23 protein-coding genes are annotated in these 25,802 nt (G+C 60.5%); 8 read left to right on the top strand and 15 right to left on the bottom strand.

Going from position 1 to position 25,802, the window contains the following annotated elements; all coding sequences use genetic code 11:
• The 7 genes from ABH912_RS06395 to ABH912_RS06365 all read right to left on the bottom strand — a co-directional run bounded on the left by ABH912_RS06395 (position 1) and on the right by ABH912_RS06365 (position 7,478).
• Positions 1-1,641, bottom strand: a complete 1,641-nt coding sequence (locus ABH912_RS06395; protein ID WP_033054666.1) for a BatD family protein — start codon at positions 1,639-1,641, stop codon at positions 1-3.
• The gene (locus tag ABH912_RS06390) at positions 1,638-3,377 is read right to left on the bottom strand and encodes a tetratricopeptide repeat protein (RefSeq protein WP_429510119.1); all 1,740 of its coding nucleotides are present in this window, start codon (positions 3,375-3,377) and stop codon (positions 1,638-1,640) included. The genes ABH912_RS06395 and ABH912_RS06390 overlap by 4 nt, the downstream gene beginning before the upstream one ends.
• Positions 3,374-4,450 (bottom strand): vWA domain-containing protein, encoded by a 1,077-nt coding sequence (locus tag ABH912_RS06385; protein ID WP_429510118.1) that lies wholly within the window; start codon positions 4,448-4,450, stop codon positions 3,374-3,376. Before ABH912_RS06385 ends, ABH912_RS06390 begins: the two co-directional genes overlap by 4 nt.
• A complete protein-coding gene (locus tag ABH912_RS06380) occupies positions 4,443-4,937 on the bottom strand; it encodes a DUF4381 domain-containing protein (RefSeq protein ID WP_033054673.1) in 495 nt (164 codons plus the stop codon). The genes ABH912_RS06385 and ABH912_RS06380 overlap by 8 nt, the downstream gene beginning before the upstream one ends.
• Entirely contained in the window at positions 4,934-5,878 is a 945-nt protein-coding gene (locus ABH912_RS06375; protein ID WP_429510116.1) for a DUF58 domain-containing protein, read from the bottom strand. Before ABH912_RS06375 ends, ABH912_RS06380 begins: the two co-directional genes overlap by 4 nt.
• A 5-nt stretch (positions 5,879-5,883) precedes the next feature.
• A complete protein-coding gene (locus ABH912_RS06370; protein WP_008150800.1) occupies positions 5,884-6,843 on the bottom strand; it encodes an AAA family ATPase in 960 nt (319 codons plus the stop codon).
• A gap of 281 nt (positions 6,844-7,124) precedes the next feature.
• The gene (locus tag ABH912_RS06365; protein WP_033054675.1) at positions 7,125-7,478 is read right to left on the bottom strand and encodes a hypothetical protein; all 354 of its coding nucleotides are present in this window, start codon (positions 7,476-7,478) and stop codon (positions 7,125-7,127) included.
• Positions 7,479-7,981: 503 nt separating this feature from the next.
• Between ABH912_RS06365 and ABH912_RS06360 the strand changes: the two genes are divergently transcribed.
• A complete protein-coding gene (locus ABH912_RS06360; RefSeq protein WP_429510113.1) occupies positions 7,982-12,889 on the top strand; it encodes an NAD-glutamate dehydrogenase in 4,908 nt (1,635 codons plus the stop codon).
• 105 nt (positions 12,890-12,994) lie between these two features.
• Here the strand turns inward: ABH912_RS06360 and ABH912_RS06355 are convergent, their stop codons facing one another.
• The 4 genes from ABH912_RS06355 to ABH912_RS06340 all read right to left on the bottom strand — a co-directional run bounded on the left by ABH912_RS06355 (position 12,995) and on the right by ABH912_RS06340 (position 16,385).
• Complete coding sequence (locus ABH912_RS06355) at positions 12,995-13,705, bottom strand: ATPase (RefSeq protein ID WP_429510112.1); 711 nt, start codon at positions 13,703-13,705, stop codon at positions 12,995-12,997.
• Positions 13,706-13,933: 228 nt separating this feature from the next.
• Entirely contained in the window at positions 13,934-14,344 is a 411-nt protein-coding gene (locus ABH912_RS06350) for a cupin domain-containing protein (protein WP_429510110.1), read from the bottom strand.
• 190 nt (positions 14,345-14,534) lie between these two features.
• Positions 14,535-14,828 carry a putative quinol monooxygenase gene (locus tag ABH912_RS06345; RefSeq protein ID WP_008150809.1) on the bottom strand — a complete coding sequence of 98 codons (294 nt, stop codon included), beginning with the start codon at positions 14,826-14,828 and terminating at the stop codon, positions 14,535-14,537.
• A 123-nt stretch (positions 14,829-14,951) separates the two neighbouring features.
• The gene (locus ABH912_RS06340; RefSeq protein WP_429510108.1) at positions 14,952-16,385 is read right to left on the bottom strand and encodes a PLP-dependent aminotransferase family protein; all 1,434 of its coding nucleotides are present in this window, start codon (positions 16,383-16,385) and stop codon (positions 14,952-14,954) included.
• Between the two features lie 207 nt (positions 16,386-16,592).
• Between ABH912_RS06340 and ABH912_RS06335 the strand changes: the two genes are divergently transcribed.
• From ABH912_RS06335 to ABH912_RS06325, 3 genes are all read left to right on the top strand, one after another.
• Entirely contained in the window at positions 16,593-17,033 is a 441-nt protein-coding gene (locus tag ABH912_RS06335; RefSeq protein WP_429510106.1) for a carboxymuconolactone decarboxylase family protein, read from the top strand.
• A gap of 87 nt (positions 17,034-17,120) precedes the next feature.
• The gene (locus tag ABH912_RS06330; RefSeq protein ID WP_429510104.1) at positions 17,121-18,113 is read left to right on the top strand and encodes a LysR family transcriptional regulator; all 993 of its coding nucleotides are present in this window, start codon (positions 17,121-17,123) and stop codon (positions 18,111-18,113) included.
• A 37-nt stretch (positions 18,114-18,150) separates the two neighbouring features.
• Positions 18,151-18,672 carry a GNAT family N-acetyltransferase gene (locus ABH912_RS06325; protein ID WP_033054686.1) on the top strand — a complete coding sequence of 174 codons (522 nt, stop codon included), beginning with the start codon at positions 18,151-18,153 and terminating at the stop codon, positions 18,670-18,672.
• A 1-nt stretch (position 18,673) separates the two neighbouring features.
• Here the strand turns inward: ABH912_RS06325 and ABH912_RS06320 are convergent, their stop codons facing one another.
• Positions 18,674-19,366 carry an aspartate/glutamate racemase family protein gene (locus ABH912_RS06320; protein ID WP_429510102.1) on the bottom strand — a complete coding sequence of 231 codons (693 nt, stop codon included), beginning with the start codon at positions 19,364-19,366 and terminating at the stop codon, positions 18,674-18,676.
• A gap of 95 nt (positions 19,367-19,461) precedes the next feature.
• Between ABH912_RS06320 and ABH912_RS06315 the strand changes: the two genes are divergently transcribed.
• A complete protein-coding gene (locus ABH912_RS06315) occupies positions 19,462-20,238 on the top strand; it encodes a helix-turn-helix domain-containing protein (protein ID WP_429510100.1) in 777 nt (258 codons plus the stop codon).
• Between the two features lie 69 nt (positions 20,239-20,307).
• Positions 20,308-20,802: a hypothetical protein gene (locus tag ABH912_RS06310; RefSeq protein ID WP_033054692.1), complete on the top strand. Its 495-nt coding sequence runs from the start codon at positions 20,308-20,310 to the stop codon at positions 20,800-20,802.
• A gap of 130 nt (positions 20,803-20,932) precedes the next feature.
• Here the strand turns inward: ABH912_RS06310 and ABH912_RS06305 are convergent, their stop codons facing one another.
• Complete coding sequence (locus ABH912_RS06305) at positions 20,933-21,154, bottom strand: cbb3-type cytochrome c oxidase subunit 3 (RefSeq protein ID WP_429510098.1); 222 nt, start codon at positions 21,152-21,154, stop codon at positions 20,933-20,935.
• Between the two features lie 15 nt (positions 21,155-21,169).
• The gene (ccoN, locus tag ABH912_RS06300; protein ID WP_429510097.1) at positions 21,170-22,597 is read right to left on the bottom strand and encodes a cytochrome-c oxidase, cbb3-type subunit I; all 1,428 of its coding nucleotides are present in this window, start codon (positions 22,595-22,597) and stop codon (positions 21,170-21,172) included.
• Positions 22,598-23,017: 420 nt separating this feature from the next.
• On the opposite strand from ccoN, the gene ABH912_RS06295 reads away from it, so the two are divergent.
• On the top strand, positions 23,018-24,691 hold the full coding sequence (locus ABH912_RS06295) for a nitrite/sulfite reductase (RefSeq protein WP_033054694.1): 1,674 nt from the start codon (positions 23,018-23,020) through the stop codon (positions 24,689-24,691).
• Positions 24,688-25,170 carry a DUF934 domain-containing protein gene (locus tag ABH912_RS06290; RefSeq protein ID WP_033054695.1) on the top strand — a complete coding sequence of 161 codons (483 nt, stop codon included), beginning with the start codon at positions 24,688-24,690 and terminating at the stop codon, positions 25,168-25,170. Before ABH912_RS06295 ends, ABH912_RS06290 begins: the two co-directional genes overlap by 4 nt.
• 48 nt (positions 25,171-25,218) lie before the next feature.
• Here the strand turns inward: ABH912_RS06290 and ABH912_RS06285 are convergent, their stop codons facing one another.
• Positions 25,219-25,719 (bottom strand): hypothetical protein, encoded by a 501-nt coding sequence (locus ABH912_RS06285; protein WP_033054696.1) that lies wholly within the window; start codon positions 25,717-25,719, stop codon positions 25,219-25,221.
• Between the last annotated feature and the right edge of the window lie 83 nt (positions 25,720-25,802).

The following is a 25,802-nucleotide window of genomic DNA, read 5'->3' as shown; positions in this document are numbered from 1 at the left end:
TTATTTCGGGTACAGCGGCGGCAGGCCACTGTCGCCCACCGGGTCCTGAACACGCTCGGCAATCGGAATCGCCTTGATCGCCCGCCACAAGTCTTCACCTTGCCAATGCTGGCCGGTTTCGCTGTAGAGCGCGCCGTTCAAGCCGTCGAGGGCGTCGGACAACGGCACAAAACGCGCCGCCATATCGGCCAGGGTTTCCGGTTGTTGCCGGGCCCAGGCGTCGAGGGCCTGGCGGGTGGCGTGGGAGTCGTTGGCCTGACAGGCGCGCTTGAGATCGTCGAGTACGGTGCGCGGGCTCGGACCTGTCTGCGCCGCGCGCAGGATCGCCGGTTGCCAGCGGGCGCGCCACCAGAGACCGAAGCCCAGCAGGGTGGTGCAGGCCAGGATCAGGGTGCTGAGTTTCCACCACCAGAGGGCTTCGTTGTCGGCTGCGGAAAAGACTTGAGGTGTGCCGGCCGGGGTGTCGACCATCAGGCTCGGATTGTTCGCCACTGGCAGGGTTCGCGCCGGCAGGCTGCTGTGGTCGAGGTGGTCCTCGAAGGTGTTCCACCAGATCACTTCAACCGCTGGCAACTCGATTGCGCCGCTACGTGTCGGCACCAGGGCTTCGCGGTCTTCGCGACTGCCGATCAGCCCGCGCTCGCTGTTCTGGTTGCCCAGCACCGGTTGATCCGGGTAGCGCCGCAAGCCGTTGACGTCGGTAGCGGGCAGCGGCGGCAATTGCGAACTGTCCAGGCCTTCAGCCTTCACCGTCAGGCTGCGGGTCAACGAATCACCCACCAGCGCATGGTCCGGTTCCGGGTTCCAGCTTTCGCTCAGGCTGAGGCTGCGGGCCGGCAGCCATGGCACGTCGGCCGGGTAGGTGAGGGGTTTGGCCTTGACCGTCAGCAGAATCTCGGCGGAGCTGACTCGCATCAATTTGCCGGATTTCGGTGCCTGCGCAGCGGAGTCCTTGGCGGGCTGTGCGTCCACGAGTGCGGCATTGAATATTTGCGGCGGAATGACCAACTCGCCGCTGTGTTGCGGGTAGATCGCGTAGCGCATTTCGATCACGCCGTGGCGCAGGCCATTGATGTCTTTCTCGTAGGTGCGCGCTTCGCCCAGTTGCTCGATGCGCACATCGGGAATTTGCAAAGGGGGCAGGCTGCTGTCGTCGTACAGCGACACCGAATGGTAGATGCGCAAGGTCAGGATCGCCTGGGCTTGCACGTACACGCTGTTTTGATCGAGGCTGGCGTCGATGAACACCGGGGCCCGTTTGTCCGGGCTGTCCTGGGTTTCGGTCTCGACCACTTGCACAGTGATTGGCTGGCTCTGTACGTCACCCAGTTGCAGTGGCGGAATTACCACGCTGCCGTTCTGCCGAGGCAGCAGGGTGATGATCCAGCGGGTGGTCGCACGGTTGTCGCCGTTCAGGGTGGTCAACTGGTTGACCTGACGGGTGCCGCGCACTTCGAACAGCGGCTCCAGCGGTGCCAGATCAGGCTTGCCGAACTGCGTCACGTCGTTGGATTCCAGGGTCAGTTCAATCGTTTCGCCGCTGTTCAGGCGACTGCGATCCACACTGGCGACCAGCCCCGCAGCCTGGGCCTGAGCAGTCCAGAGCAGCAGTGCGAGCAAGAAAGTGGTGAAGCGGGTCATCGAGTTTTTCCCTGATCCTGATGTTGTTGCTGTTCGTACCAGAATTTGCGTCTGAGCAATTCTCCCGGGTCATCCGGGATCTTGCGCAGCCATTGCTCCAGCGCCTGGCGCTGTTCACCATCGATGCTGTCGCTGGCCGGACGCATCGGTGGTCTGGTGGTGTCTTCATTCCCCAGCTCGCTGCCAGGGACTTCATTGGTGCCGGGTTTCGACGGCGTTTTGCTCTGTTGGTCGGAGTCCGTCGTGGTTTGTTGGCCGTCGGTTTTCGGTTCGCCATTATCCGACGGTTGCGTGGCCGCGCCCGGCGGCGGTTCTTGTGTGTGGGGCTCGGCCTGGTTTTCGGCGTTTTTGTCTGGAGCAACGGGCGGCGGAGTGTTTTTCTGCTTGAGCAGACTTTCCACCAGCGCCTTGTTGGTCAGGGCCGGGCGTAAATCCGGTTGACGCTCCAGCGCCTGTTCGTAGGCATCCAGCGCGGCTTCCAGCTCACCGCTTTTGGCCAGGGCGTTGCCACGATTGTAGTGGGCGTGGGCGTCGCTGCCTTCGGCGAACCGCTGGGCGGCGCCGCTGTAGTCGCCGGCCTCGTAGAGCGCCACGCCTTGCCATTGTCGATCTTCGAAATGCTGCGCAGCCTCGGCCGGGCGTTTCTGCTTCAGCAAGACCAGACCCTGTTGGTCGGGGCGCAGCCACAAATCGTTGAAGTCGAAGGCATAACTCGGTTGTGGCAGCAGCAAGAGCAGTGGCAAGCAGAACAACCAGCCGCGACGACCGGCGCACGCTGCGAGCAGCAGCAACGGCAACAACAGCCAATAACCCTGATCGGCCCACGTATCGAGGCGCAGGGTCTGGCCGTTGTTGCGCAGCGTGCGTGGCTCCTCGAACAAGCCGAGTGCGCGCAAATCGGCATCGTCCAGGCGCGCGTGGCGATAGCTTCCGTTGAGGTCGTTGGCAAAGGCTTTCAGGCTTGGCTCGTCCAGATGCGGCACCAGAATCGCGCCCTGGTCGTCCTTCAGAAAACTGCCGTCCTCCTGGGTGATCGGCGCGCCTTCGGCAGTGCCGATACCGAGCATCAGAAATTGTGTCGACTTGCCGTCCAGCGCCTGCTGAATCCCCTGGCGTTCCAGTTCGGTCAAGGTCGAACCGATCAGCAGGATCCGCCCGTCACCGAGGGCGCTCTGAGCCAGCAGGGCAAGGGCCTTGGTCACCGCCAGGTCGGCGCGATGTCCCGCCAGGGGCATCAGCGAAGGTTTGAGGGCATCCAGCAAATTACGGCTGGTCGACAGGTCATCCGACAGCGGCACCAGCGTGTGAGCGCTGCCGGCGTAGACGACAATCGCGGTCTGGGCATCGCTGCGGTTCTCCAACAGGTCGAACAGCTTGCGCCGGGACTGTTCCAGCCGGTTGGGTGGTACGTCGGTGGCGAGCATTTCAGGGGTTAGCTCGAGGACCACGACCAGCGGGTCGGCGGGTTTCTGACTGGGTTGCTCGACACGTTCCCAGCTCGGCCCGAGCAGCGCCAGAACGGTCAGCACCCAGGCACATCCCAGGATGACCCACGGCAATTTGCTGTCGCGACCGTTGCCACCACTGAGCAACGCCGCATGGAAGGCCGGTGGCAGAATCATCTGCCAGCGCCCGGCGCGTTTCTGCCGATGCCAGAGTTGCCAGAGCAACCAGCCCAGCAATGGCAACAACAGCAACCACCAGGGGCGGAACAAGTACGGCCAGAGTGCACTCATCGGCGCCTCCGCAGACGCAGGCGGTTAAGCCGCTGGCGCCAGTCGGGCAATTGCGTTTGCAGAAGGTCCTTGGTGAACAGTCGCCGCAACGGGTTATCCGGCCAGCGCTCGCGAACCACCAACAGCATGCTCAGCAGCAACGCCAGCGCCAAAGGCCAGTGGTACAACGCCTGCGCCGGGCGGGCCTGGGTCGGTTGCTGGGTCACCGGTTCCAGTTGGTCGAGGGTGTCCTTGATCGCTTGCAGTTCCTTGTCATCGTGAGCGCGAAAATACTGGCCGCCCGTGGCTTCGGCGATCGCCATCAAGGAGGGCTCATCAAGGTCGAGGCTCGGGTTGACCCCCAGGAAACCCACCGTGCCGCTTTGCTCCGGATCGGCGCCGATACCGATCGGGTAGATTTTCACGCCTTCGCTCGCCGCCAGCCGCGCAGCCGTGAGCGGGTCGATTTGGCCGCCGTTGTTGGCGCCGTCGGTGACCAGAATCAGTACGCGACTTTGTGCCGGGCGTTGGCGCAGGCGTTTGAGGGCCAGGCCAATGGCATCGCCGATGGCGGTGTTCTTGCCGGCGATGCCGATCCGCGCTTCGTCCAGCCACACGCGCACGGTGTGCCGGTCGAACGTCAGCGGTGCTTGCAGATAAGCCTGGCTGCCGAACAGGATCAGGCCGACACGATCGCCGTCGCGACTTTCAAGGAAGTCACCGAGCAAGTGCTGAACCAGTGTGAGTCGACTGACGTCTTCGTCCTGCCATTGCATGTCGGGGTAATCCATCGAGCCGGACACGTCGACCGCTACCAGCAGATCGCGACCGCTGGCGGCGATGGGCAGCGGTTCGCCGAGCCATTGCGGGCGCGCTGCGGCGATCAGCAACAACAGCCACAGCAGAATGAACGGAGCCTGTTGACGCCAGGCCGGCAGGTTGGCCCGGGCGCGGCGGCGGACCAGGCCTTCGAGGTCGCCGAGGAAGCTGACTTTGAGCGCCGGCTCGCCACTGTCGGCGACAGGCAGCACGATGCGCATCAGCCAGGGCAGCGGCAGCAGGGCAAAGATCCACGGCCAGGCGAACTCAAACATGTTTACGAATCCAGGTGTCGACCGCTTGCGTCAGGCCGGCGATGGCCTTGTCGTCGAGTTTGCATTCGGGTTTGTAGGCGCCTTCGACCAGCACCATCCAGCGGGTCAGGCCGGCGGCCGGGCAACGATTGTCGAGGAATGCCAGCCATTTGCGCCCATTGAGGGTATGGCTCTGGCTGTAGGGGTAGTGGTTACGGCACAGGCGTTTGAGCAAACCGTTGAGTTGCTGCAACCAGGCACCGGCCGGCGCGCCGTCGTAGGGTTTGGGCATCCGCGCCAGTTCTGCCAGCGCGGCGAGGCGCACCGGGTCCAGCGGTTGTTCGGCGCGCACGATTGGGCGTTTGTTCGCAAAGAAGTGCCTTGCCTTCCACAGACCGAAACCGATGAGCGGCAGTAACAGCAGCAGCAACCACCAGCCCGGTGCCGGTGGCCAGAATTCGATCGGTGGCGGGGAGATCAGCGGTTGCAATTGATCGAGGCTGCTCATCGGCCTTTCCCTGGTTTCTGTGGGTTCAGGTACTCGCGCAGTTGCTCGACCATCTCGCTCTGGGTGCTCAGGGGCATCAGCAATACCCGCAGCTTCTGCGCCAGCAATTCCCAACGAGCGATGCGCGCTTCGGCCTGGGCGCGATAGGTCTGGCGCAGCTCGAAATTAAGGGTGTCGAGTTCCAGTTGCGCACCGCGTTCGGCGAAGCGCAAAAGCCCGGCGGCGGGCAGGGCGTGGTCCAGTGGATCGGACACTGGCAGCAGCAACAGATCGCAATGCCGCGACAACAGGCTCAGCTGTTGCTCGGCGCCATCGGACAAGGTGCGTTCGTCGCAGATGATGATCACCAGGCTGCCGGGGCGCAGGACTTCCCGGGCACGGCGCAGGGCGATGTTGAAGGCGTCCCGGTCCGGCTCGTTTTCCGTTTGCAGCGACTGATTGACCCGCACCAGACGGTTGAGCAATTGCAGCAGGCTCTGTTTGCTGCGTCGTGGCTTGATTTCATAGTGTTCGTTGTTGCCGAACACCAGTCCGCCAACCCGATCGTTATGACCCAGTGCGGCCCAGCCGATGAGGCTCGCAGCCTGGGCGGCGAGCACTGATTTGAACATCAGCCCCGAGCCGAAAAACAGCCGGCGACTTTGCTCGACCATGATGAAAATCGGTCGCTCGCGCTCTTCATGGAACAGCTTGGTGTGGGGTTCCTGGGTCCGTGCGGTAACGCGCCAATCGATGCTTCGCACGTCATCGCCGGCCTGATAGACCCGCACCTGGTCGAAGTCCACCCCGCGCCCGCGCAGTTTGGAGTGATGCAGGCCGATCAGCGGGCTGCGCTGGCTCGGTGTGGAAAACAGTTGCACTTCGCGCACGCGATGGCGCATCTCGATCAGCTCGGCGAGGCTGACACGGATGCCCGGCTCGGGCGGCAGGAGGGCGTTCATCGGGGTCAAGCGACGGCTACGACGTCGAGAATCCGCTGGACCACCCGGTCCTGGTCGATGCCCGCGGCTTCGGCTTCAAAGGAAAGAATGATGCGGTGGCGCAGTACGTCGAACAGCACCGCTTGAATGTCTTCCGGGCTGACGAAGTCGCGACCGGCCAGCCAGGCGTGGGCCCGGGCGCAGCGGTCGAGGGCAATCGAACCGCGCGGGCTGGCGCCATAGGCGATCCACTCGGCCATCTCCGGGTCGAACTTGGCCGGGGTGCGTGTGGCCATGACCAGTTGCACCAGGTATTCCTCCACCGCGTCGGCCATGTACAAACCGAGGATTTCCTTGCGCGCGGCGAAGATCGCCTGCTGGCTGACCCGGCGCTCGGGCTTGGTTTCGCCGTTCAGCGCTTCACCACGGGCCTGTTGCAGGATCCGACGTTCGACGGCGGCGTCCGGGAAGCCGATTTTCACGTGCATCAGGAAGCGGTCGAGCTGCGCTTCAGGCAGTGGATAGGTGCCTTCCTGCTCGATCGGGTTTTGCGTGGCCATCACCAAAAACAGCGGCGAAAGCTCATACGTGCTGCGCCCGACGCTGACCTGGCGTTCGCCCATGGCTTCGAGCAGGGCGGATTGAACCTTGGCCGGGGCGCGGTTGATTTCGTCCGCCAGCACCAGATTGTGGAAGATCGGACCTTGCTGGAACACGAAGCTGCCGGTTTCCGGGCGATAGATTTCCGTACCGGTGATGTCGGCGGGCAGCAGGTCGGGGGTGAACTGGATGCGATGGAACTGGGCTTCGATGCCTTCGGCAAGTTCTTTGATGGCCTTGGTCTTGGCCAGGCCCGGAGCGCCCTCGACCAGCATGTGGCCGTCGGCAAGCAAGGCGATGAGCAAGCGCTCGATGAGTTTTTCCTGGCCGAGAATCTGCGTTGAAAGAAAGGTTCGCAGCGCTAGCAGCGCTTCACGATGTTCCATCGATGACTGTTCCTGGAAAGGGTGACCGAAGACGTTCGTATAACGCCAGGGCTGGGGGCGTTACTTTAATCTATCGCGGGGGGCGGCGACTAACGGCATTTTGTGCAAAGTGCGGGAAATGGTTGAGGAAACTGTTGGAGATTTGTGAGGTTCGAAGGATGTGGTGCTCTTTCGAGCCTCTTCGCGAGCAAGCCCGCTCCCACAGGTGACCGCGTTCTTTCAGTGGACTGCGATCAAATGTGGGAGCGGGCTTGCTCGCGAAGGCGCCCGCTCAGACACCATCAAAGCTCGCTGATATAGGTGCCAGTACCCTTGAGAATGTTTTGCAACGTTTCTTCCACTTCGGCCAAATCCGCCGCATCAGTGCTGTGAATGATTTCCAGCGAATCATCACCATTGAGCGCATCGGCGTCAGCGGCGGCGATTTCGATCAGCAGGCGGGTAGGGCTGAGGGTGACTTTTACGCCGTCCAGCGTCGAAGGCTCGTCGCCGAGGCTGATGTCCAGCGCGTCCTCGTCCGGGTAACGGGTCATCAGGAACATATCGCCCTGATCGCTGTGGCAGCAGAGCATGGCCATGTTGTCTTCTTCGTCGTCGCACGGGTTGACGATCAAGAGGGCGGTGGTCATTTGCATGGGGAATTCCTGGCTCGACGAGCATTGTGAAGACGAACAAAGGGCGATTCTGCCAGCAGCCGGGAATTTCTGCTCGTCTGGTTGTCAGAGGATGTGTCGTGAACATCTGGGGTGTTGCTGGTCATTTCTGGTACGGATGTGGCGCAAAACCGGGCTTAAACCCCCCGTTTTACCGTGCGGCTGCTAGTGTTGTTCGATGCACAAGGCGCAAGCTGCGTACCGATGACCGAATATGTCGCAGCGCTGCAAGCACGGGGCTTGCCGCACTGGTTAAGCTGCGCAACGGATGAGCACCTGTAAAGGCATTGCGCTGCACCTTGCCCAGTCGTTTTTGCAGATGCCCATTCATGGAAGGTGAATGTGACCTGAGTGTCTCGTCCAGCTTCACCCACCTGTCATCCTGTTTCCTCTGCCCGAGAATCAGGAACAGGGTGACGGATTGCCCCGAAAGGGGTTTGCACGCGACGCTTCCATCAATAACAAGCCCAAGCGGAGTACCACAGATGGCGTTCTTCACCGCAGCCAGCAAAGCCGACTTCCAGCACCAACTGCGAGCGGCACTGGCCCAGCACATCAGTGAACAGGCACTGCCACAAGTGGCGCTGTTCGCGGAACAATTTTTCGGCATCATTTCCCTGGACGAGCTGACCCAGCGTCGGTTGTCCGACCTCGCCGGCTGCACCCTTTCTGCGTGGCGCCTGCTTGAGCGCTTCGATCACGCGCAACCGCAAGTGCGCGTCTACAACCCCGATTACGAACGCCACGGCTGGCAGTCGACCCACACCGCGGTCGAAGTGCTGCACCACGACCTGCCATTTCTGGTGGACTCGGTACGCACCGAGCTGAACCGTCGCGGCTACAGCATCCATACCCTGCAAACCACTGTGCTGAGCGTACGTCGCGGCAGCAAGGGCGAGCTGCTGGAAATCCTGCCGAAAGGCACCCAGGGCGACGACGTGCTGCAAGAGTCGTTGATGTACCTGGAAATCGACCGTTGCGCCAACCCGGCCGAACTGAATGTCCTGAGCAAGGAACTGGAACAGGTTCTCGGTGAAGTCCGCGTTGCGGTCGCCGATTTCGAACCGATGAAAGCCAAGGTCCAGGAGATCCTCACCGGCCTGGACAACAGCCAGTTCAAGGTTGATCCGCAAGAAAAAGCCGAAATCAAAAGCTTCCTGGAATGGCTCGTGGGCAACCACTTCACCTTCCTGGGCTATGAAGAATTCGTGGTTCGCGATGAAACCGATGGCGGCCACATCGTCTACGACCAGGATTCCTTCCTCGGCCTGACCAAATTGCTGCGCACCGGCCTGACCTACGATGACCTGCGCATCGAAGACTACGCCGTGAACTACCTGCGCGAACCGACCCTGCTGTCGTTCGCCAAGGCTGCGCACCCAAGCCGTGTACACCGTCCGGCTTACCCGGATTACGTGTCGATCCGTGAAATCGACGCCGACGGCAACGTCATCAAGGAATGCCGTTTCATGGGCCTGTACACCTCCTCGGTGTATGGCGAGAGCGTGCGGGTCATCCCGTACATCCGCCGCAAGGTCGAAGAAATCGAACGCCGTTCCGGCTTCCAGGCCAAGGCTCACTTGGGCAAGGAACTGGCCCAGGTGGTTGAAGTGCTGCCGCGCGACGACCTGTTCCAGACCCCGGTCGACGAGCTGTTTGCCACCGTGATGTCGATCGTGCAGATCCAGGAACGCAACAAGATTCGCGTGTTCCTGCGCAAAGACCCGTACGGCCGCTTCTGCTACTGCCTGGCCTACGTGCCGCGCGACATCTACTCCACCGAAGTGCGCCAGAAGATCCAGCAAGTGCTGATGGATCGCCTGAAAGCCTCGGACTGCGAGTTCTGGACCTTCTTCTCCGAGTCCGTGCTGGCCCGCGTGCAACTGATTCTGCGCGTCGATCCGAAAAACCGTCTGGACATCGACCCGCAGCAGCTGGAAAACGAAGTGATCCAGGCTTGCCGCAGCTGGCAGGACGACTACTCGGCCCTGACCGTCGAAACCTTCGGCGAAGCCCACGGCACCAACGTGTTGGCCGACTTCCCGAAAGGCTTTCCGGCCGGTTACCGCGAGCGTTTCGCCGCGCATTCGGCTGTGGTCGACATGCAGCACCTGCTGAGCCTGAAAGAATCCAATCCGCTGGTGATGAGCTTCTATCAGCCACTGGGTCAGGTCTCCGGTCAGCGCGAGCTGCACTGCAAGCTGTATCACGCCGATACCCCGCTGGCACTGTCCGACGTGTTGCCGATCCTGGAAAACCTCGGCCTGCGCGTGTTGGGTGAATTCCCGTATCGCCTGCGTCACAACAGTGGCCGCGAGTTCTGGATTCACGATTTCGCGTTCACCGCCGCTGAAGGCCTGGAACTCGACATCCAGCAACTCAACGACACCTTGCAGGACGCGTTCGTCCACATCGTGCGCGGCGATGCCGAGAACGATGCGTTCAACCGCCTGGTGCTGACCGCCGGCCTGCCATGGCGCGATGTCGCGCTGCTGCGTGCCTACGCCCGTTACATGAAGCAGATCCGCCTGGGCTTCGACCTGGGTTACATCGCCAGCACCCTGAACAACCACACCGACATCGCTCGCGAGTTGACCCGGTTGTTCAAAACCCGTTTCTACCTGGCGCGCAAGCTCGGTTCTGACGATCTGGAAGACAAGCAGCAACGTCTGGAACACGCGATTCTGAGCGCACTGGACGACGTCCAGGTGTTGAACGAAGACCGTATCCTGCGTCGCTACCTGGACCTGATCAAGGCCACCCTGCGGACCAACTTCTACCAGACCGACGCGCACGGTCAGAACAAGTCCTACTTCAGCTTCAAGTTCAACCCGCACCAGATTCCAGAGCTGCCGAAGCCAGTACCGAAGTTCGAAATCTTCGTTTACTCGCCACGCGTCGAAGGCGTGCACCTGCGCTTCGGCAACGTTGCTCGCGGTGGTCTGCGCTGGTCTGATCGTGAAGAAGACTACCGCACCGAAGTCCTGGGCCTGGTAAAAGCCCAGCAAGTGAAGAACTCGGTCATCGTGCCAGTGGGCGCCAAGGGCGGCTTCCTGCCGCGTCGCTTGCCACTGGGCGGCAGCCGTGACGAGATCGCGGCCGAGGGCATCGCCTGCTACCGCATCTTCATCTCGGGCCTGTTGGATATCACCGACAACCTGAAAGACGGCGCGCTGGTACCGCCGGCCAACGTCGTGCGTCATGACGACGATGACCCGTACCTGGTAGTGGCAGCGGACAAGGGCACTGCAACCTTCTCCGACATCGCCAACGGTATCGCCATCGACTACGGCTTCTGGCTCGGCGATGCGTTCGCATCGGGCGGCTCGGCCGGTTACGACCACAAGAAAATGGGCATCACCGCCAAGGGCGCGTGGGTTGGCGTACAACGTCACTTCCGCGAACGCGGCATCAATGTTCAGGAAGACAACATCACGGTGGTCGGCGTCGGTGACATGGCCGGTGACGTGTTCGGTAACGGCTTGTTGATGTCCGACAAGCTGCAACTGGTCGCAGCGTTCAACCACCTGCACATCTTCATCGACCCGAACCCGGAGCCTGCCAACAGCTTCGCCGAACGTCAGCGCCTGTTCGACCTGCCGCGTTCGGCCTGGTCGGATTACGACACCAGCATCATGTCCGAAGGCGGCGGGATCTTCTCCCGTAGCGCGAAAAGCATCGCGATTTCCCCGCAGATGAAAGAGCGCTTCGACATTCAGGCTGACAAGCTGACCCCGACCGAACTGCTGAACGCCTTGCTCAAGGCACCAGTAGACCTGTTGTGGAACGGCGGTATCGGTACGTACGTCAAAGCCAGCAGCGAAAGCCACGCCGATGTCGGCGACAAGGCCAACGATGCACTGCGCGTGAACGGCAACGAACTGCGCTGCAAAGTCGTGGGCGAGGGCGGTAACCTCGGTATGACCCAGCTGGGTCGTGTCGAATTCGGCCTCAATGGCGGCGGTTCCAACACCGACTTCATCGACAACGCCGGTGGTGTGGACTGCTCCGACCATGAAGTAAACATCAAGATCCTGCTGAACGAAGTGGTTCACGCCGGTGACATGACCGACAAGCAACGTAACCAGTTGCTGGCGAGCATGACCGACGAAGTCGGCAACCTGGTGCTCGGCAACAACTACAAGCAGACTCAGGCCCTGTCCCTGGCAGCGCGCCGTGCCTTCGTGCGGATCGCCGAATACAAGCGTCTGATGAACGATCTGGAAGGCCGCGGCAAGCTGGATCGCGCTATCGAGTTCCTGCCGGCTGAAGAGGCAATCAACGAGCGCCTCGCGGAAGGCCATGGCCTGACCCGTGCCGAGCTGTCGGTGCTGATCTCCTACAGCAAGATCGACCTCAAGGAAGCGCTGCTCAATTCTCAGGTACCGGACGACGATTACCTGACGCGCGACATGGAAACCGCTTTCCCGCCGACCCTGGTGAGCAAGTTCTCCGACGCCATGCGCCGTCACCGTCTGAAGCGTGAAATCGTCAGCACCCAGATCGCTAACGATCTGGTCAACCACATGGGCATTACCTTCGTTCAACGACTCAAAGAGTCGACCGGCATGAGCCCGGCGAACGTGGCCGGTGCTTATGTGATCGTGCGTGACATCTTCCACCTCCCGCACTGGTTCCGTCAGATCGAAGCCCTGGACTATCAGGTTTCCGCTGACGTGCAACTGGAGCTGATGGATGAGCTGATGCGTCTGGGCCGTCGCGCTACGCGCTGGTTCTTGCGCAGCCGTCGCAACGAGCAGAATGCTGCCCGTGACGTCGCGCACTTCGGTCCACATCTGGCAGCGCTGGGCCTCAAGCTCGACGAACTGCTGGAAGGCCCGACTCGCGAAGGCTGGCAGACCCGTTATCAGGCGTACGTCGCGGCTGGCGTTCCTGAGTTGCTGGCACGCATGGTTGCAGGCACCACTCACCTGTACACCTTGCTGCCGATCATCGAAGCGTCCGACGTGACCGGTCAGAACGCAGCCGACGTGGCGAAGGCTTACTTCGCCGTGGGCAGCGCGCTGGACATCACCTGGTACCTGCAACAGATCAGCGCTCTGCCGGTTGAAAACAACTGGCAGGCCCTGGCCCGTGAAGCGTTCCGCGATGACGTCGACTGGCAACAACGTGCGATCACCATCTCCGTCCTGCAACAGGGCGACGGCACTCAAGACGTGGAAACCCGTCTGGAGCTGTGGATGGAAGAGCACGAAGGCATGATCGAACGCTGGCGCGCCATGCTGGTAGAAATCCGTGCCGCCAGCGGCACTGATTACGCCATGTATGCGGTAGCCAACCGTGAGTTGCTGGATCTGGCGTTGAGCGGTCAAGCGGTAGTGCCTGTCGCTGCCGCTGTTACTGCCAGCGCTGAGTTGGAGCCGGCTGCCTGATCAGGCGCTGAATGAAAAAGCCCCGTCTCGAAAGAGGCGGGGCTTTTTTTTTGTCTGAAGGATTTGGGGTGTCTGGGCGGCATTCCGACGATGGGGCCATCCGCCTTAATACAACTTCCGACCTGTTGTGTTATCGATCATCGACACTTTATCTGTCGGCCTGGTCAATAAATTACTGAGCGACTGGTCAAACTTCTGCAAAGCCCTGACTTGCATATTCTGCTGTTCGTTAATATCGGCAACTATCTCTTCGCTGCGTTTATAGTCCGCCCATACCGGACTCAGTTCTTTAGCGTCATGCCCTTGCGCAGTGCCGATGTAGTTGAAGTTGGCATCGTAGAACGCAGCGCTGACATTCGCGCTGATATCCGAACTGCGCGACGTCATCAATTGACTGCGCGTGTCAACGATGGCGACCACGTCCGGTTTAGCGGCCCTGAGACTTTGCATGTCCGGGTACACCGTCACCGAGCCAAACTGACGTTGCAAGGACGCTTTGACCCAGTCCACCGCCATGTCCGGTTTGGAGGTGGCAACGTAGGCGTTGTGAATCGATTGCACCAGCAGGCTCTGACCGAAGCCGGTGCCGGCGTTGGCCTGGTAGTCTTGAAGGTAGGCGCGGTTGGTTTGAGTGTTGCGGCTGTAGACGATGCCCAGGGACACGTTGCTGCCATTGGTGACATGCGTGGCACTGCTGCGGCCCACCGGCTCGGTGAAAATACCGTCGAGCGAAGAAACAGCCTTCGGTGCAGTGGGTATTGAACAACCTGTTAAAAGAGCCGTTATCGTCAAGGTACTGACAAGTGCAAGTTTCATGGTGTTTCTCCCGTGAAACAACTTGAGTCGGAAAGTTAATAGGCCGGACACAGTCGGCGGAAATTCCAGACTAAACCTGTCGTTGCCCAAAGAAATAGCCAATCACCGCACTTGTCAGGTGGTCACTAGTTTTGTTTGGTTTAAAAGGCGCCGGTTAATGACGCCGGGAAATAAAAAGGCCCGAATGCTTAATTCGAGCCTGTTTATTTATGGCTGGCGCGACAGCTATCAGTTTTCCAAAGGGATCAATACTTTTTCTTCTGGCGCTAACACCATAAACACCAACAGTTTGGCAGGTTTGGTGGTACTGGCATTTTTCGAGACCAAATGCTCCGACCCGGCCGGTTCGTACCAGTATTCACCGGCCTTGTAAGTGATCGCCTTTTCACCTTTGACCTGGGAAGTGATTGCTCCCGAAAGGACGTAAGCCATGGCCGTGCCCTCGTGCTTGTGGGCGATGGACGATTGGCCGGGTTTGTAATCGACTTCGATCATCAGCGCTTTTTTACCCGGCACGTTTGTCAGCATCTGGTCCTGCAACACCGTGACTTTTTCCGAAGGGTCGTGGGCGAATGCCGCGGCGGAAACGGTCAGGGCCAGGGCGGCGAGGGGCGCAGCGCAGTAGCGGAAGGCGTTCATGGGTTATCACCTGCTGTGGTTAGTTGTCAGGGACCACAGTAAGTCTCGGCCCAGGCCAATCAAACAGCCAATTTTCGTGAAGGCGAGGGGACCAATCATGCGCGTTGAAAAAACAAGATCGCCGCCTCCAGCCACTCCTGCAGAGGTACCCATTGCCCTGTAGGAGTGGCCGAAGACGGCGACCTAATTTTTAAACGATAGGAAAGCTGTTGAAGTCGACGCTGTTGGCCAGACGGCTGTCGATCAGGCCGATAAAGCCTTGTACTTCAGGGCAGTTGAAATGCATTTGCATGGCCGCTTCCGATTGCCAGCGGGCGCTGACAGTCCAGCGGTTGTCGTCCTCGGGGCAGCGGTCGACCATATAGGAGTCGCAGCCCGGTAGTTCGCGCAGGGTGTCGACAATTTTTTGCAGTTGCTTGCCCAGTTCGTCCGAGCGGCCGGCGGCGGCCTGCACCTTAACGGTATTGATCACTTCGTTGGACATTGCTCACACTCCTGAATCAGGCCGGACGAATCCTGCTCATTGAGGGATAACGCTTATGCAGGATAGGCCTGCATCCCCGGACCACCAATAGCCAATCGCGGGATAAAAACGCAGACCAATCTGTCAGGCGACCTGCTGCAAAATGTCCCGCAGGCGGTCCAGGGCGATGTCGATGTCCAGGGTTTCGATGGCGCCAAAACCCAGGAAAAGCCCGGACTGCGGCGCTTGCTGATAGAAAAAGCTGTCGATGGGATACACCCCGACTTCGACTTTTTTTGCCAGCTCAATCACCAATGGAATATCGATAGACACTTTGCACATAACCACCATGTGGAACCCGGCGGTGGTCGGGACCGCCTCGAGCCACGGTGAAAGATCGCCAGCCATGCGCGCGAGGATCCGTTCGCGGCGCCCGGCGTAGATCGTATGGCAGCGCCGGATGTGCTTGAGCAGGCAACCTTCGGCGATGAACTTGGCCAGCGCCCATTGAGGCAGGGTTGAGGTGTGCAGGTCGGTGAGCTGCTTGGCGCGAATGACCGCGTCGAGAATCGCTGGCGGCAGAATCGCATAACCCAGGCGCAACTCGGGCAGCAGGGTCTTCGAAAAGGTCCCGACGTAGGCGACGATGCCGCGTTCATCCATGCTTTGCAGCGAGTCGGTAGGCCGGCCTTCGTAGCGGAATTCGCTGTCGTAATCGTCCTCGATGATGATCGCGCCCAACTCATGGGCCCGCTCCAGCAGCGCCACCCGGCGCGCCTGGCTCATCGGCATGCCGAGCGGGAACTGGTGGGACGGCGTGACGTAAATCAGCCGGGTGCCAAGGGGGATTTTGTCCACCTGAATGCCTTCGGCATCCACCGGGACGCCGATTACCGTCGCGCCGTGGGTGCCGAACAACAGGCGTGCGGGCGGATAGCCGGGGTCTTCCATGGCGACAAGGCTGCCGGGACGCGTAAGCACCCGGGAGATCAGGTCCAGTGCCTGTTGCGCGCCGTTGCACACCACCACGTCTTCGTCCTGGCAATTGACCCCGCGGGAAAACGCGATGTGCCGTGCGATCGCATTGCGCAGCGCCGGCAGGCCTTCGGGCAGACTGTAGAAACCCTTGGAAGCGGAGATCTGGCGCAAGGCATGAGCGGTGCAGCGCCGCCAGTCATCCTGGGGAAACTGGCCCTTGCTGGTGGCGCCGCCGATGAAGTCGTAGCGTAACGAGCCTTCCAGCGTCGGATGGCGCAGAAATACCGGCAGGTTGCGCCAGGACTCGATGACCTCGGCACTGGCCAACTCCGAATGGCTCTGTTTACGGGTAACTTTCGCCGGTCGGGCGTTGACGTAGGTGCCTTTGCCGATGACCCCGGTGAGGAAGTTCTCGTAGGTCAGTTGCGTGTAGGTGTCGGAAATGGTTTTGCGGGAAATGCCCAATTGTTCAGCGAGTAAACGACTGGGCGGTAGCTGTGTCCCGGCTGCCAGACGGCCGGATTCGATGGCGCTGCGCAGTTGGTTATACAACTGGCCTGCCAGGTCCTTGCGGCCGTTGATGACAACGTGAAGTTCCATACCGGCGAAGCTCCTGGGGCGATTGAAGCGCGTGTGCGTCGGGCCAGATTACCCGCATGAGCGCCTGCGCAAAAGTTGCGTGGGCGAAAAACCTCCAATTGGTCTGGTGCCTGAGTGGTCCACGGGTATTTCGTAGAATTGGACCTGTAACGCCTGCGTATCAACGCCTACCTTGGGGGGCACACATTCGATCCACGAGGTCACTCCATGAACCCCCGACTGGACTACTACAGCGCATCGCCCAAAGCGATGAAAGCGATGATTGCCATGGAGGCCTTGACCAGCAACCTCAGCATCGAGCCGGCCTTGCTGCACTTGATCAAGATCCGTGCCTCGCAACTCAATGGCTGCGCCTTCTGCACCGACATGCACTCGGTGGATGCCCGGCGCCTGGGCGAGACTGACCGTCGGTTGTATTCGATCGTGGTCTGGCGCGACAGCGGCTTCTTCAACCCGCGAGAACGTGCGGCGCTGGCCTGGACCGAAGCCGTCACCTTGCTCTCTGAGAGCCATGTGCCAGACGAGGTCTACGCGCAGGCGCGGGAGCAGTTCAGCGAAGGCGAGATGGTCGACCTGACCATCGCCGTCACCACGATCAACAGCTGGAATCGCCTGGCGGTGAGCTTCCGGCAAACCCCCGGAGGCTGAATCGATTTTCTGCCCTGAGCGTCACATCAGGTTCATAAACCCTGCGCAGGATGAAGCTTTCAAGGACAGATCGACAGGGAGTCAGCGATGCCATTCATGGAAACCACAGGTCATCAGCAAGTTGCCAAGTACCGCTCACCCGTAGAAAAAACTTCACCCTGGCGCACACTGGCGGCAGGGATCGATCCGGTGTTGGCGCAGTCTTTTCGGGTGAGTGCCCGTTGCGGCTGTTTCATGCAGGCAGCCCGCAGTCTCAATATCAAGGCCACCCAACTGCGCAAACAATTGGCGCAACTTGAAGCGCACCTGCAGTGTTCGCTGTTCAGCCACTCAGAGAATGGTGTGGCCCTCAGTCGTGACGGATTGCAGCTGCAATCGCAGTTGATTGCCCTGGCCCACGAGCGCGACTTGCCGGTGATCGAACAACCGTTGATTCGCCTGGCCGTCGCCGAATCGATCCTGCATGACATTCTCGGTCGCGATCTGGTGGCTCTGTTGCGGCGCAACGCCAGCGTGCGCCTGGACATCATCACCCTGGACAGCGAACTCTCCCTGCAAGCGGTCAGTGCCGATGTGGTGCTGTGGCTGGCCGGCACCGACTCACCGCTGCCGGGCCCGAGTTTTGCTGTCAGCGAGCCCCGGTGTCTGGCACGGCTCGACTATCTGCCCCACATCGCCAAACGTTATTCACGGGTCGCGTCCCGCCCTGACAGCCTCGATGACCTGGCGGATTTCCTGCTGGTGCAATGGCAGCATGACCGTCAGGTCGACTGTTTTCGGCCGTGGAATACCCTCGTGGACCAGCGTCTGGCCGGGGTGGTGCAGTTGCATTCCTATCAGCTGATGCTGGAGATGATCCGTTGCAGCGCCTGCATTGGCCTGCTGCCCGGCTACATCAGCCGCTTCGACCGCGGCCTGATTGAATTGCCGGGGCTGTTCGGTCAACCGATGCAGCGTCAGGTGTGGATGGCGGTCAATGCCGAGTCCGAGGGGGCAGCGCAAGTGCAGATGATCGTCGAGTTGATTCAGAACACCTTCGAAGAGCGACGGGAGTGGTTCGAACAACCTGCGGCGGTATAGAGTGGGCGGCCATGTCTGTCTCAAGGATGAATCACCCATGCCCGCCACTGACGCTGTCATCTCCCTCGAACGTTTCAACGAATCCCACATCGACGGCATTACCGCGCTCTACAACGACCCGGCCATTACCCGTCAGGTGCTGCAAATGCCATTTCAGTCCGCGGAAGTCTGGCGCAAGCGCCTGGCGCCCGACAACGAGCGCGTGGTGCAGCTGGTAGCGCTGCATCAAGGGACGGTCATCGGCAATATTGGCCTCGAGCAGTTTTCACGGATCCGCCGCAGCCATGCCGGCAATCTCGGCATGGGCGTCGCGGTGGCCTGGCAGGGCAAGGGCGTCGGCTCGAAGCTGTTGGCGGCGGCGCTGGACGTCGCCGACAACTGGATGAACCTGCAACGGGTCGAGCTTTCGGTCTACGCCGACAACGAAGCCGCCATCGGGCTTTACCGCAAGTTCGGCTTCGACACCGAAGGACTGTTTCGCGACTACGCCGTGCGTGACGGCGCGCTGGTGGATGCCTTGAGCATGGCGCGTCTGCGACGCACACCCAAGGCCGGTTGAGTCACTCGCCCAAGGCGAACGCCACCGCCGCTTGAGCATGCAGTTCGGTGGTGTCGAGCAAGGGCAGGGCGCTGTGCTCGGGTTTTATCAGCAGGCCGATTTCCGTGCAGCCGAGGATGATCGCCTGGGCGCCACGTCGGGTCAGCGATTCGATGACCTGCTGATAGACCTTGCGTGACGCCTCGCGGATCACCCCGACACACAACTCGTCATAGATGATCCGGTGGACGGCCTGACGTTCATCGGCCTCCGGCACCAGTACGGTCAGCCCCATTGAAATCAGGCGTTCCTTGAGGAAGTCCTGCTCCATGGTGAACGCTGTGCCGAGCAATCCAATCTTCAGCGCGCCAGCCTCGACGGCAGCCTGACCGACAGGGTCGGCGATGTGCAGGAATGGAATGTCGATTGCTGCCTGAATCTGCCTGGCCACTTTGTGCATGGTGTTGGTGCAAAGCACCACGCAATCGGCACCACCCGCCTGCAACCGTTGCGCCGCGTCCACCAGAATCGCCGCGGCATCGTCCCAGCGCCCGGCATGCTGGGCCTGTTCGACAGGGCCAAAGTCGACGCTGTACATTAGCAATTTCGCCGAACGCAACGGCCCGAGCCGGTCGCGCACCTGCTGATTGATGAGACGGTAATACTCGGCGCTGGACTCCCAGCTCATGCCGCCGATAAGGCCGATGGTGCGCATGTCGTGCTCCTGTTGATGGCCACCCTTTGTTTTTGAGCATGCCCTTATTTGAGAGTACCCGTGGCTCTTCATCGCGATCTATCAGGAAATTTCACATGCCAACGGTTCTGAGCCAGGAGTTGCTGGGTGGCAGACTCTGCTTACAGCTTTTGCCTCGGGCGGCTTACAGCGCGCGTGACCCAGTGCAGTGGCAAACCCTTGGGGTAACACTGGAACGTCAACAAGGCGTGCACGCTATCGATTCGGATCACCGGGTGGATTTCGATACGTTGCCTGGCGTGCTGGCTTACACCCCGGTCGGCGTGGAAGTGTTTTCCGAATCGGCCAGCGGTGGCGAATACCTGCTGATGCGTCTGAACCAGCCGCTGGCCGATCAGCATTTACCCGCGGTTGACCACCGTGTGCAGTCTTCAGGTAATCGCCGCGCGCTGATGCTGGGCCGGGAACTGCGGCGTCTGTTGCTCGCTCCGCAACCGGACAGGCTGGCGCTTGAGCAAAGAGCTGTGGAATTCGTTGGTTTGATGAACCCGAAGGCCAGTACCGCGCAACGTGTCACGCCGAAGGTTTTCACCCAAGTGCTTGATCAGATCGCCGAGCAGTTCCACGAACCCCTGACCCTTGAACAATTGGCCGCCACCTACGGGCAAAACGAGCTGCGCTTTCTGCGCGACTTCACCCGGGCCATCGGCCTGACACCCCACGCTTACCTGGTTGAAGTGCGGCTTCAGGCGGCACGCCGGATGATCGAACACACCGACCTGTCCCTGGCCGACATCGCCCTGGACGCCGGCTTCGCCCATCAGTCCCACATGGGCAGTGCCTTTCGCAAATACCTGGCCATGACCCCCAGCCAATACCGTTCACGCTTTTAGTCGTACGCTGGCCGCTTGCATCTGCCATGCTCAAAGTCCGCAGCACCGCTTCAACAAAGGAACACCGCAATGGACGACGTACAGCAACTGGGTGAGATGCTTCGCCATTACGCAGAAAGCGAAGCGCACAAGAAACAACTGTTCGAGTCGCAATCGGCCGTGTGGGCGACGCGCATTGGTGAGCTGTTCGATCAGATCCAGCAATGGCTGGAACCGGTCCAGGCGCCGAATCTGCTGGAGGTGAGTCGCGAGGCGTATGTCGCCTCGGGGCCGAGCGTTCCGGTCGAAACGTCGACCTTCAAGACCGAGAAACTGACGATTGTGATTGCCGGTAAACCGGTGGAGTTTGTGCCGGATGTGATGGGTGCCGGTGGTCAGATTTCACTGGCTGTGATGGGCCTGACGGCCGCGCGCTATGGCAGCATTTCGCTGGTGTGCCTGCCGCCGTCCAGTAGCTGGCAATGGCGCAAAACCAACGGCTTGAAAGACCCGGATACCTTTGCGTTCGATGCGAACTTTTTGGCGCAGCAGTTGCAGAGCCTGATTCCCCGCGAGCGTAGCTGATCCCCCTGACCTGACACACAACCCTGTGGGAGTGAGCCTGCTCGCGATGGCGGTGTATCAGTCAACATTGACGTCGACTGATACACCGCCATCGCGAGCAGGCTCACTCCCACAGTGGTTTAGTGGTGTATCAGATTTCCAGGTTGCCCCAACCCGGTTTCGCTTCTTCCGGCGCCACCGACTTCACACTCTTGCCCGTCGCCAATTCCACCCGCCGCGCCACCTCCGGGTCATCGGCAAACGGAATCAAACTGGCTTCATCCAGGCTCTCCGCCGTCTGGTGTTTCAGGCAGTATTCAACCGCCAGCCAAAGCGCCAGCACACCCAACACATTCAGCACGACCTCAATCATCTCAGCCCCCTTGCCTCAGGCAATCTGCGCGTCGCGTTCGGCCATTTCGACGTCCGAAACCCGCACCGTGCGCCAGACGTTGTAAGCCATCAGCAACATGCCGCTAAGGAAGAACACCCCACCGACAAAGCGCACTACAAATCCCGGATGGCTGGCCTGCAAGGCTTCGACGAACGAGTAGGTCAGCGTGCCGTCATCGTTGATCGCGCGCCACATCAGGCCCTGGGTGATGCCGTTGACCCACATCGAGGCGATGTACAGCACGGTGCCGATGGTCGCCAGCCAGAAGTGCAGGTTGATCAGTGGTGTGCTGTACATCTGCTCGCGGCCGAAGACTTTCGGGATCATGTGGTACAGCGAGCCGAAGGTGATCATTGCCACCCAGCCCAGAGCGCCGGCGTGCACGTGGCCGATGGTCCAGTCGGTGTAGTGGGAGAGGGCGTTGACCGTCTTGATCGCCATCATCGGGCCTTCGAAGGTCGACATCCCGTAGAAGGCCAGGGACAACACCAAAAAGCGCAGGATCGGGTCGGTGCGCAATTTATGCCAGGCACCCGAGAGGGTCATCATCCCGTTGATCATCCCGCCCCAACTCGGTGCCAGCAGGATCAGCGACATGGCCATGCCGAGCGACTGCGCCCAGTCCGGTAGCGCGGTGTAATGCAAGTGGTGCGGGCCGGCCCAGATGTACAGGGTGATCAGCGCCCAGAAGTGCACGATCGACAACCGATAGGAATACACCGGCCTTCCGACCTGTTTCGGCACGAAGTAATACATCATCCCGAGGAACCCGGTGGTCAGGAAGAAACCCACCGCGTTGTGCCCGTACCACCACTGCACCATGGCGTCGGTCGCCCCGGAATACACCGGATAGGACTTGAACCAGTCCACCGGAATGGCCAGGTGATTGACCACGTGCAGCATCGCGATGACCACGATGAACGCACCGAAGAACCAATTGCCGACATAGATGTGCTTGGTCTTGCGTTGCACCACGGTGGTGAAGAACACGATGGCGTAGGCGACCCAGACCACCGTCATCCATACCGCGCCGGAGAATTCGATCTCGGCGTATTCCTTGGTGGTGGTGTAGCCCAGCGGCAGGCTGATCAGCATCACCACGATCACCGACTGCCAGCCCCAAAAGGTGAATGCCGCGAGCTTGTCCGAAAACAGCCGCACCTGGCAGGTACGCTGCACCGCGTAGTAACTGGCGGCGAATTGCGCGCTGCCGGCAAAGCCGAAAATCACCAGGCTGGTGTGCAGCGGGCGCAAGCGGCCGAAGGTGGTCCATGGCAGGTCGAGGTTCATCTGCGGCCACACCAGTTGCGAGGCGATCCACACCCCCATCGCCATCCCCACGACACCCCAAACCACGGTTGCCACGACGAATTGGCGGACGACCTTGTAGTTATAGGCCTGTCCGATTGTTGCTGTGCTCATGGTCAATGCTTCCACGGTTGCAAAGTCTTGCCAGGCCACCCGGACTGGCATGTCGCCCACTGTAGAAACCCCACCGGAAACAAAACAGACTCAGAAAAACCGAGTTTATGCGGATCAGATTTGAGGTAACTCTGCGGCCGTTTGCCACAACCTGATACGGTTTTTTAGCGTTCAGGTGAATCTGTAACGCGCTGCGCCGCAGGTCCATAGTCGCTACCACAAGCACTGCCAAACCCTGTAGCAGCTGTCGAGCACCGCGAGGCTGCGTTCGGCTGCGAAGCAGTCGTCAAACCAAGCGACTCGGTCTGTCAGGTGAACCGTGTGCACAGGGTTTACGACTGCTACGTCCGAACGCAGCCTCGCGGTGCTCGACAGCTGCTACAGGGCAGAGCGTGCGATCAATCCTGATGAGGTAGCCACATGTATCAGTACGATGACTATGACCGGGCCCTGGTCTTTGAGCGGGTCGCGCAGTTTCGCGATCAGGTCGAACGCTTCATGGCGGATGAGTTGAGCGAAGAAGAATTCCTGCCGCTGCGTTTGCAAAACGGTCTGTACATGCAAAAACACGCCTACATGCTGCGCGTGGCGATTCCTTACGGCACGTTAAGCGCGCCACAAATGCGTACGCTGGCGAGCATCGCCCGGGAATACGATCGCGGCTACGGCCACTTCACCACCCGGCAGAACATGCAGTTCAACTGGATCGAACTGGCTCAGGTGCCGGACATCCTCGAACGCCTGGCTCAAGTGGAAATGCACGCGATCCAGACCTCCGGCAACTGCGTGCGCAACATCACCACCGAAGCCTTTGCCGGGGTTGCCGCGGATGAAATGATCGACCCGCGGCCGCTGGCGGAAATCCTGCGCCAATGGTCGACCATCAACCCGGAATTCCTGTTCCTGCCGCGCAAGTTCAAGATCGCCATCTGCTCAGCGGAACAGGACCGGGCAGCGATCATGATGCATGACATCGGCCTCTATCTTTACCCGGGCACCGACGGGCAGATGTTGCTGCGGGTCATCGTCGGCGGCGGGTTGGGGCGCACGCCAATCCTCGGGTTGCAGATTCGCGAAGGGTTGCCGTGGCAGCATTTGCTGTCCTACGTCGAAGCGGTGCTGCGGGTCTACAACCGCCACGGTCGGCGCGACAACAAGTACAAGGCGCGGATCAAGATTCTGGTCAAGGCGCTGGGCATCGAAGCCTTTGCCCGGGAAGTGGAGGAGGAGTGGCAGTACCTCAAGGACGGCCCGGCGCAGTTGACCGACGTCGAATATGAGCGCGTGGCCAGTGCCTTTGTGCCGCCGGATTACCGCGCACTGGCGGACACCGACCTCGACTTCGGCACGCGCCTGTCCGAAAACCCGGCCTTCGCCCGTTGGGTGTCGCGCAACGTTCAGCCGCACAAAGTGCCGGGCTACGCCAGCGTGGTGCTGTCGACCAAACCGGGCATCGCCTCACCGCCGGGTGATGTCACGGCCGAGCAAATGGAGGCCGTGGCCGACTGGTCCGAGCAGTTCGGTTTTGGCGAAATTCGCATCGCCCATGAACAGAACATTGTGTTGCCCGACGTGCCGAAGGCTGATCTCTACACGCTCTGGTGCCTGGCCTGCAAACAGGGCCTGGGTTGCGCCAACATCGGTTTGCTGACCGACATCATCGCCTGCCCCGGTGGCGACTTCTGCGCGCTGGCCAATGCCAAGTCGATCCCCATCGCACAAGCCATTCAGGCACGCTTCGAAGACCTCGACTATCTGCATGACCTGGGCGACATCAGCCTGAACATTTCCGGCTGCATGAACGCCTGCGGCCACCACCACATCGGCAACATCGGCATTCTTGGGGTCGATAAGAACGGCAGCGAGTGGTACCAGATCACCCTCGGCGGGGCTCAGGGCAAGAACAGCGCATTGGGCAAAGTCATCGGCCCGTCCTTCAGCGCCGCCGAAGTGCCCGGGGTGATCGAGCAGATCATCGCCACGTTCATCAATTACCGCGAGAGCGAGGAAGTGTTCGTCGACACCTTGCAGCGTATCGGTCTGGAACCGTTCAAAGAGCAGGTCTATTCGAAGCTGCTGGAGGTGTCGGCATGAACAATGTGCTGCGGCTGGAGGAGGGTGTGGCGCGGATTGTCACTGATGATCCATGGACCCTGGTCAGGGACGTCAACGATGAATGGCCGACGGGTGCAGTGATTCTGCCGTTGGCCCGCTGGCTTGAAGGTCCACCGCAAAAGGGCGTGTGGTTGGGGCCGGACGATGAAGTGGAAAGCCTCCAGCCGTGGATTTCACACCTGCCGCTGATTGCCCTCGATTTTCCGAGTTTCCGTGACGGTCGCGGTTACAGCCAGGCGTACTTGCTGCGCACTCGATTGGGCTGGACGGGCGAGTTGCGTGCTGTCGGCGACGTCCTGCGCGATCAACTCAGCCACATGCGTCAATGCGGGTTCGACAGCTTCGCGGTGCGCGAAGACAAGTCCGCCGAAGATGCGCTCAAGGGGCTGGCCGGGATGAGTGTTTTGTATGGGCGTTCGGTGATTGAGCCGCGACCGTTGTTCAGGCGACGGGAGTAACCCCGGTGAGGATGGCGCATCCTGTAGAGCAGGATGCGCCGAGCGCTGTCAGTTGATACGGACCAGAGCAGCTCGATCGCTTGGAGAAAGCTGATCAATTTCGAGCAGTGTCAGGCTCTTTGGCGCTTCACCAGGCAGTGGGCTGCCGAAATTGCCCGCAGCGTCGGCGGGAAGTTTGTACATCGCGCCCGTGAGTGGATCGACAACGAGCATGCCAATCAACCCACCGAACAACAGATTGCCCCAGTACCAGCCACTCATGCTGGTTTCCAGCGTAGCGCTGGTGTCGGCATAACCTGCTTTCTTGAAGGTGATGGTGTAGGCCTCACCTTTGAAGTAGCCACGACCTGAAGGCAGGGTAACGGTATTGGGTGTGGAACCGTTATGAACGACAACTCCGTCCTTGTTCTTGATGGTGAAGTCGGCACCGCTTGGAGTGCTCGAAACGTTCACTGGGTATTTGCTGTCACCAACGATGCTTGCACAGCCCGAAGTCAGCAGTGTGGCGGTCAGGGCGGTAACGGTGAACAGCGTGCGGAGAGCTTTCATTGATGATCCTTGAGACCGGGATTTGCCGTCATTGGCCGAGGTACGCTTCATGTGGCCTCGATGTGACTATTGGGGGCTGACTG

The sequence above is a fragment of the Pseudomonas sp. BT76 TE3572 genome, from assembly GCF_050435365.1.
In the GTDB taxonomy this organism is placed as follows: domain Bacteria; phylum Pseudomonadota; class Gammaproteobacteria; order Pseudomonadales; family Pseudomonadaceae; genus Aquipseudomonas; species Aquipseudomonas fluorescens_W.
The sequence above is the reverse complement of the archived record's forward strand: the minus strand, read 5'-3'. Positions and strand labels throughout refer to the sequence as shown.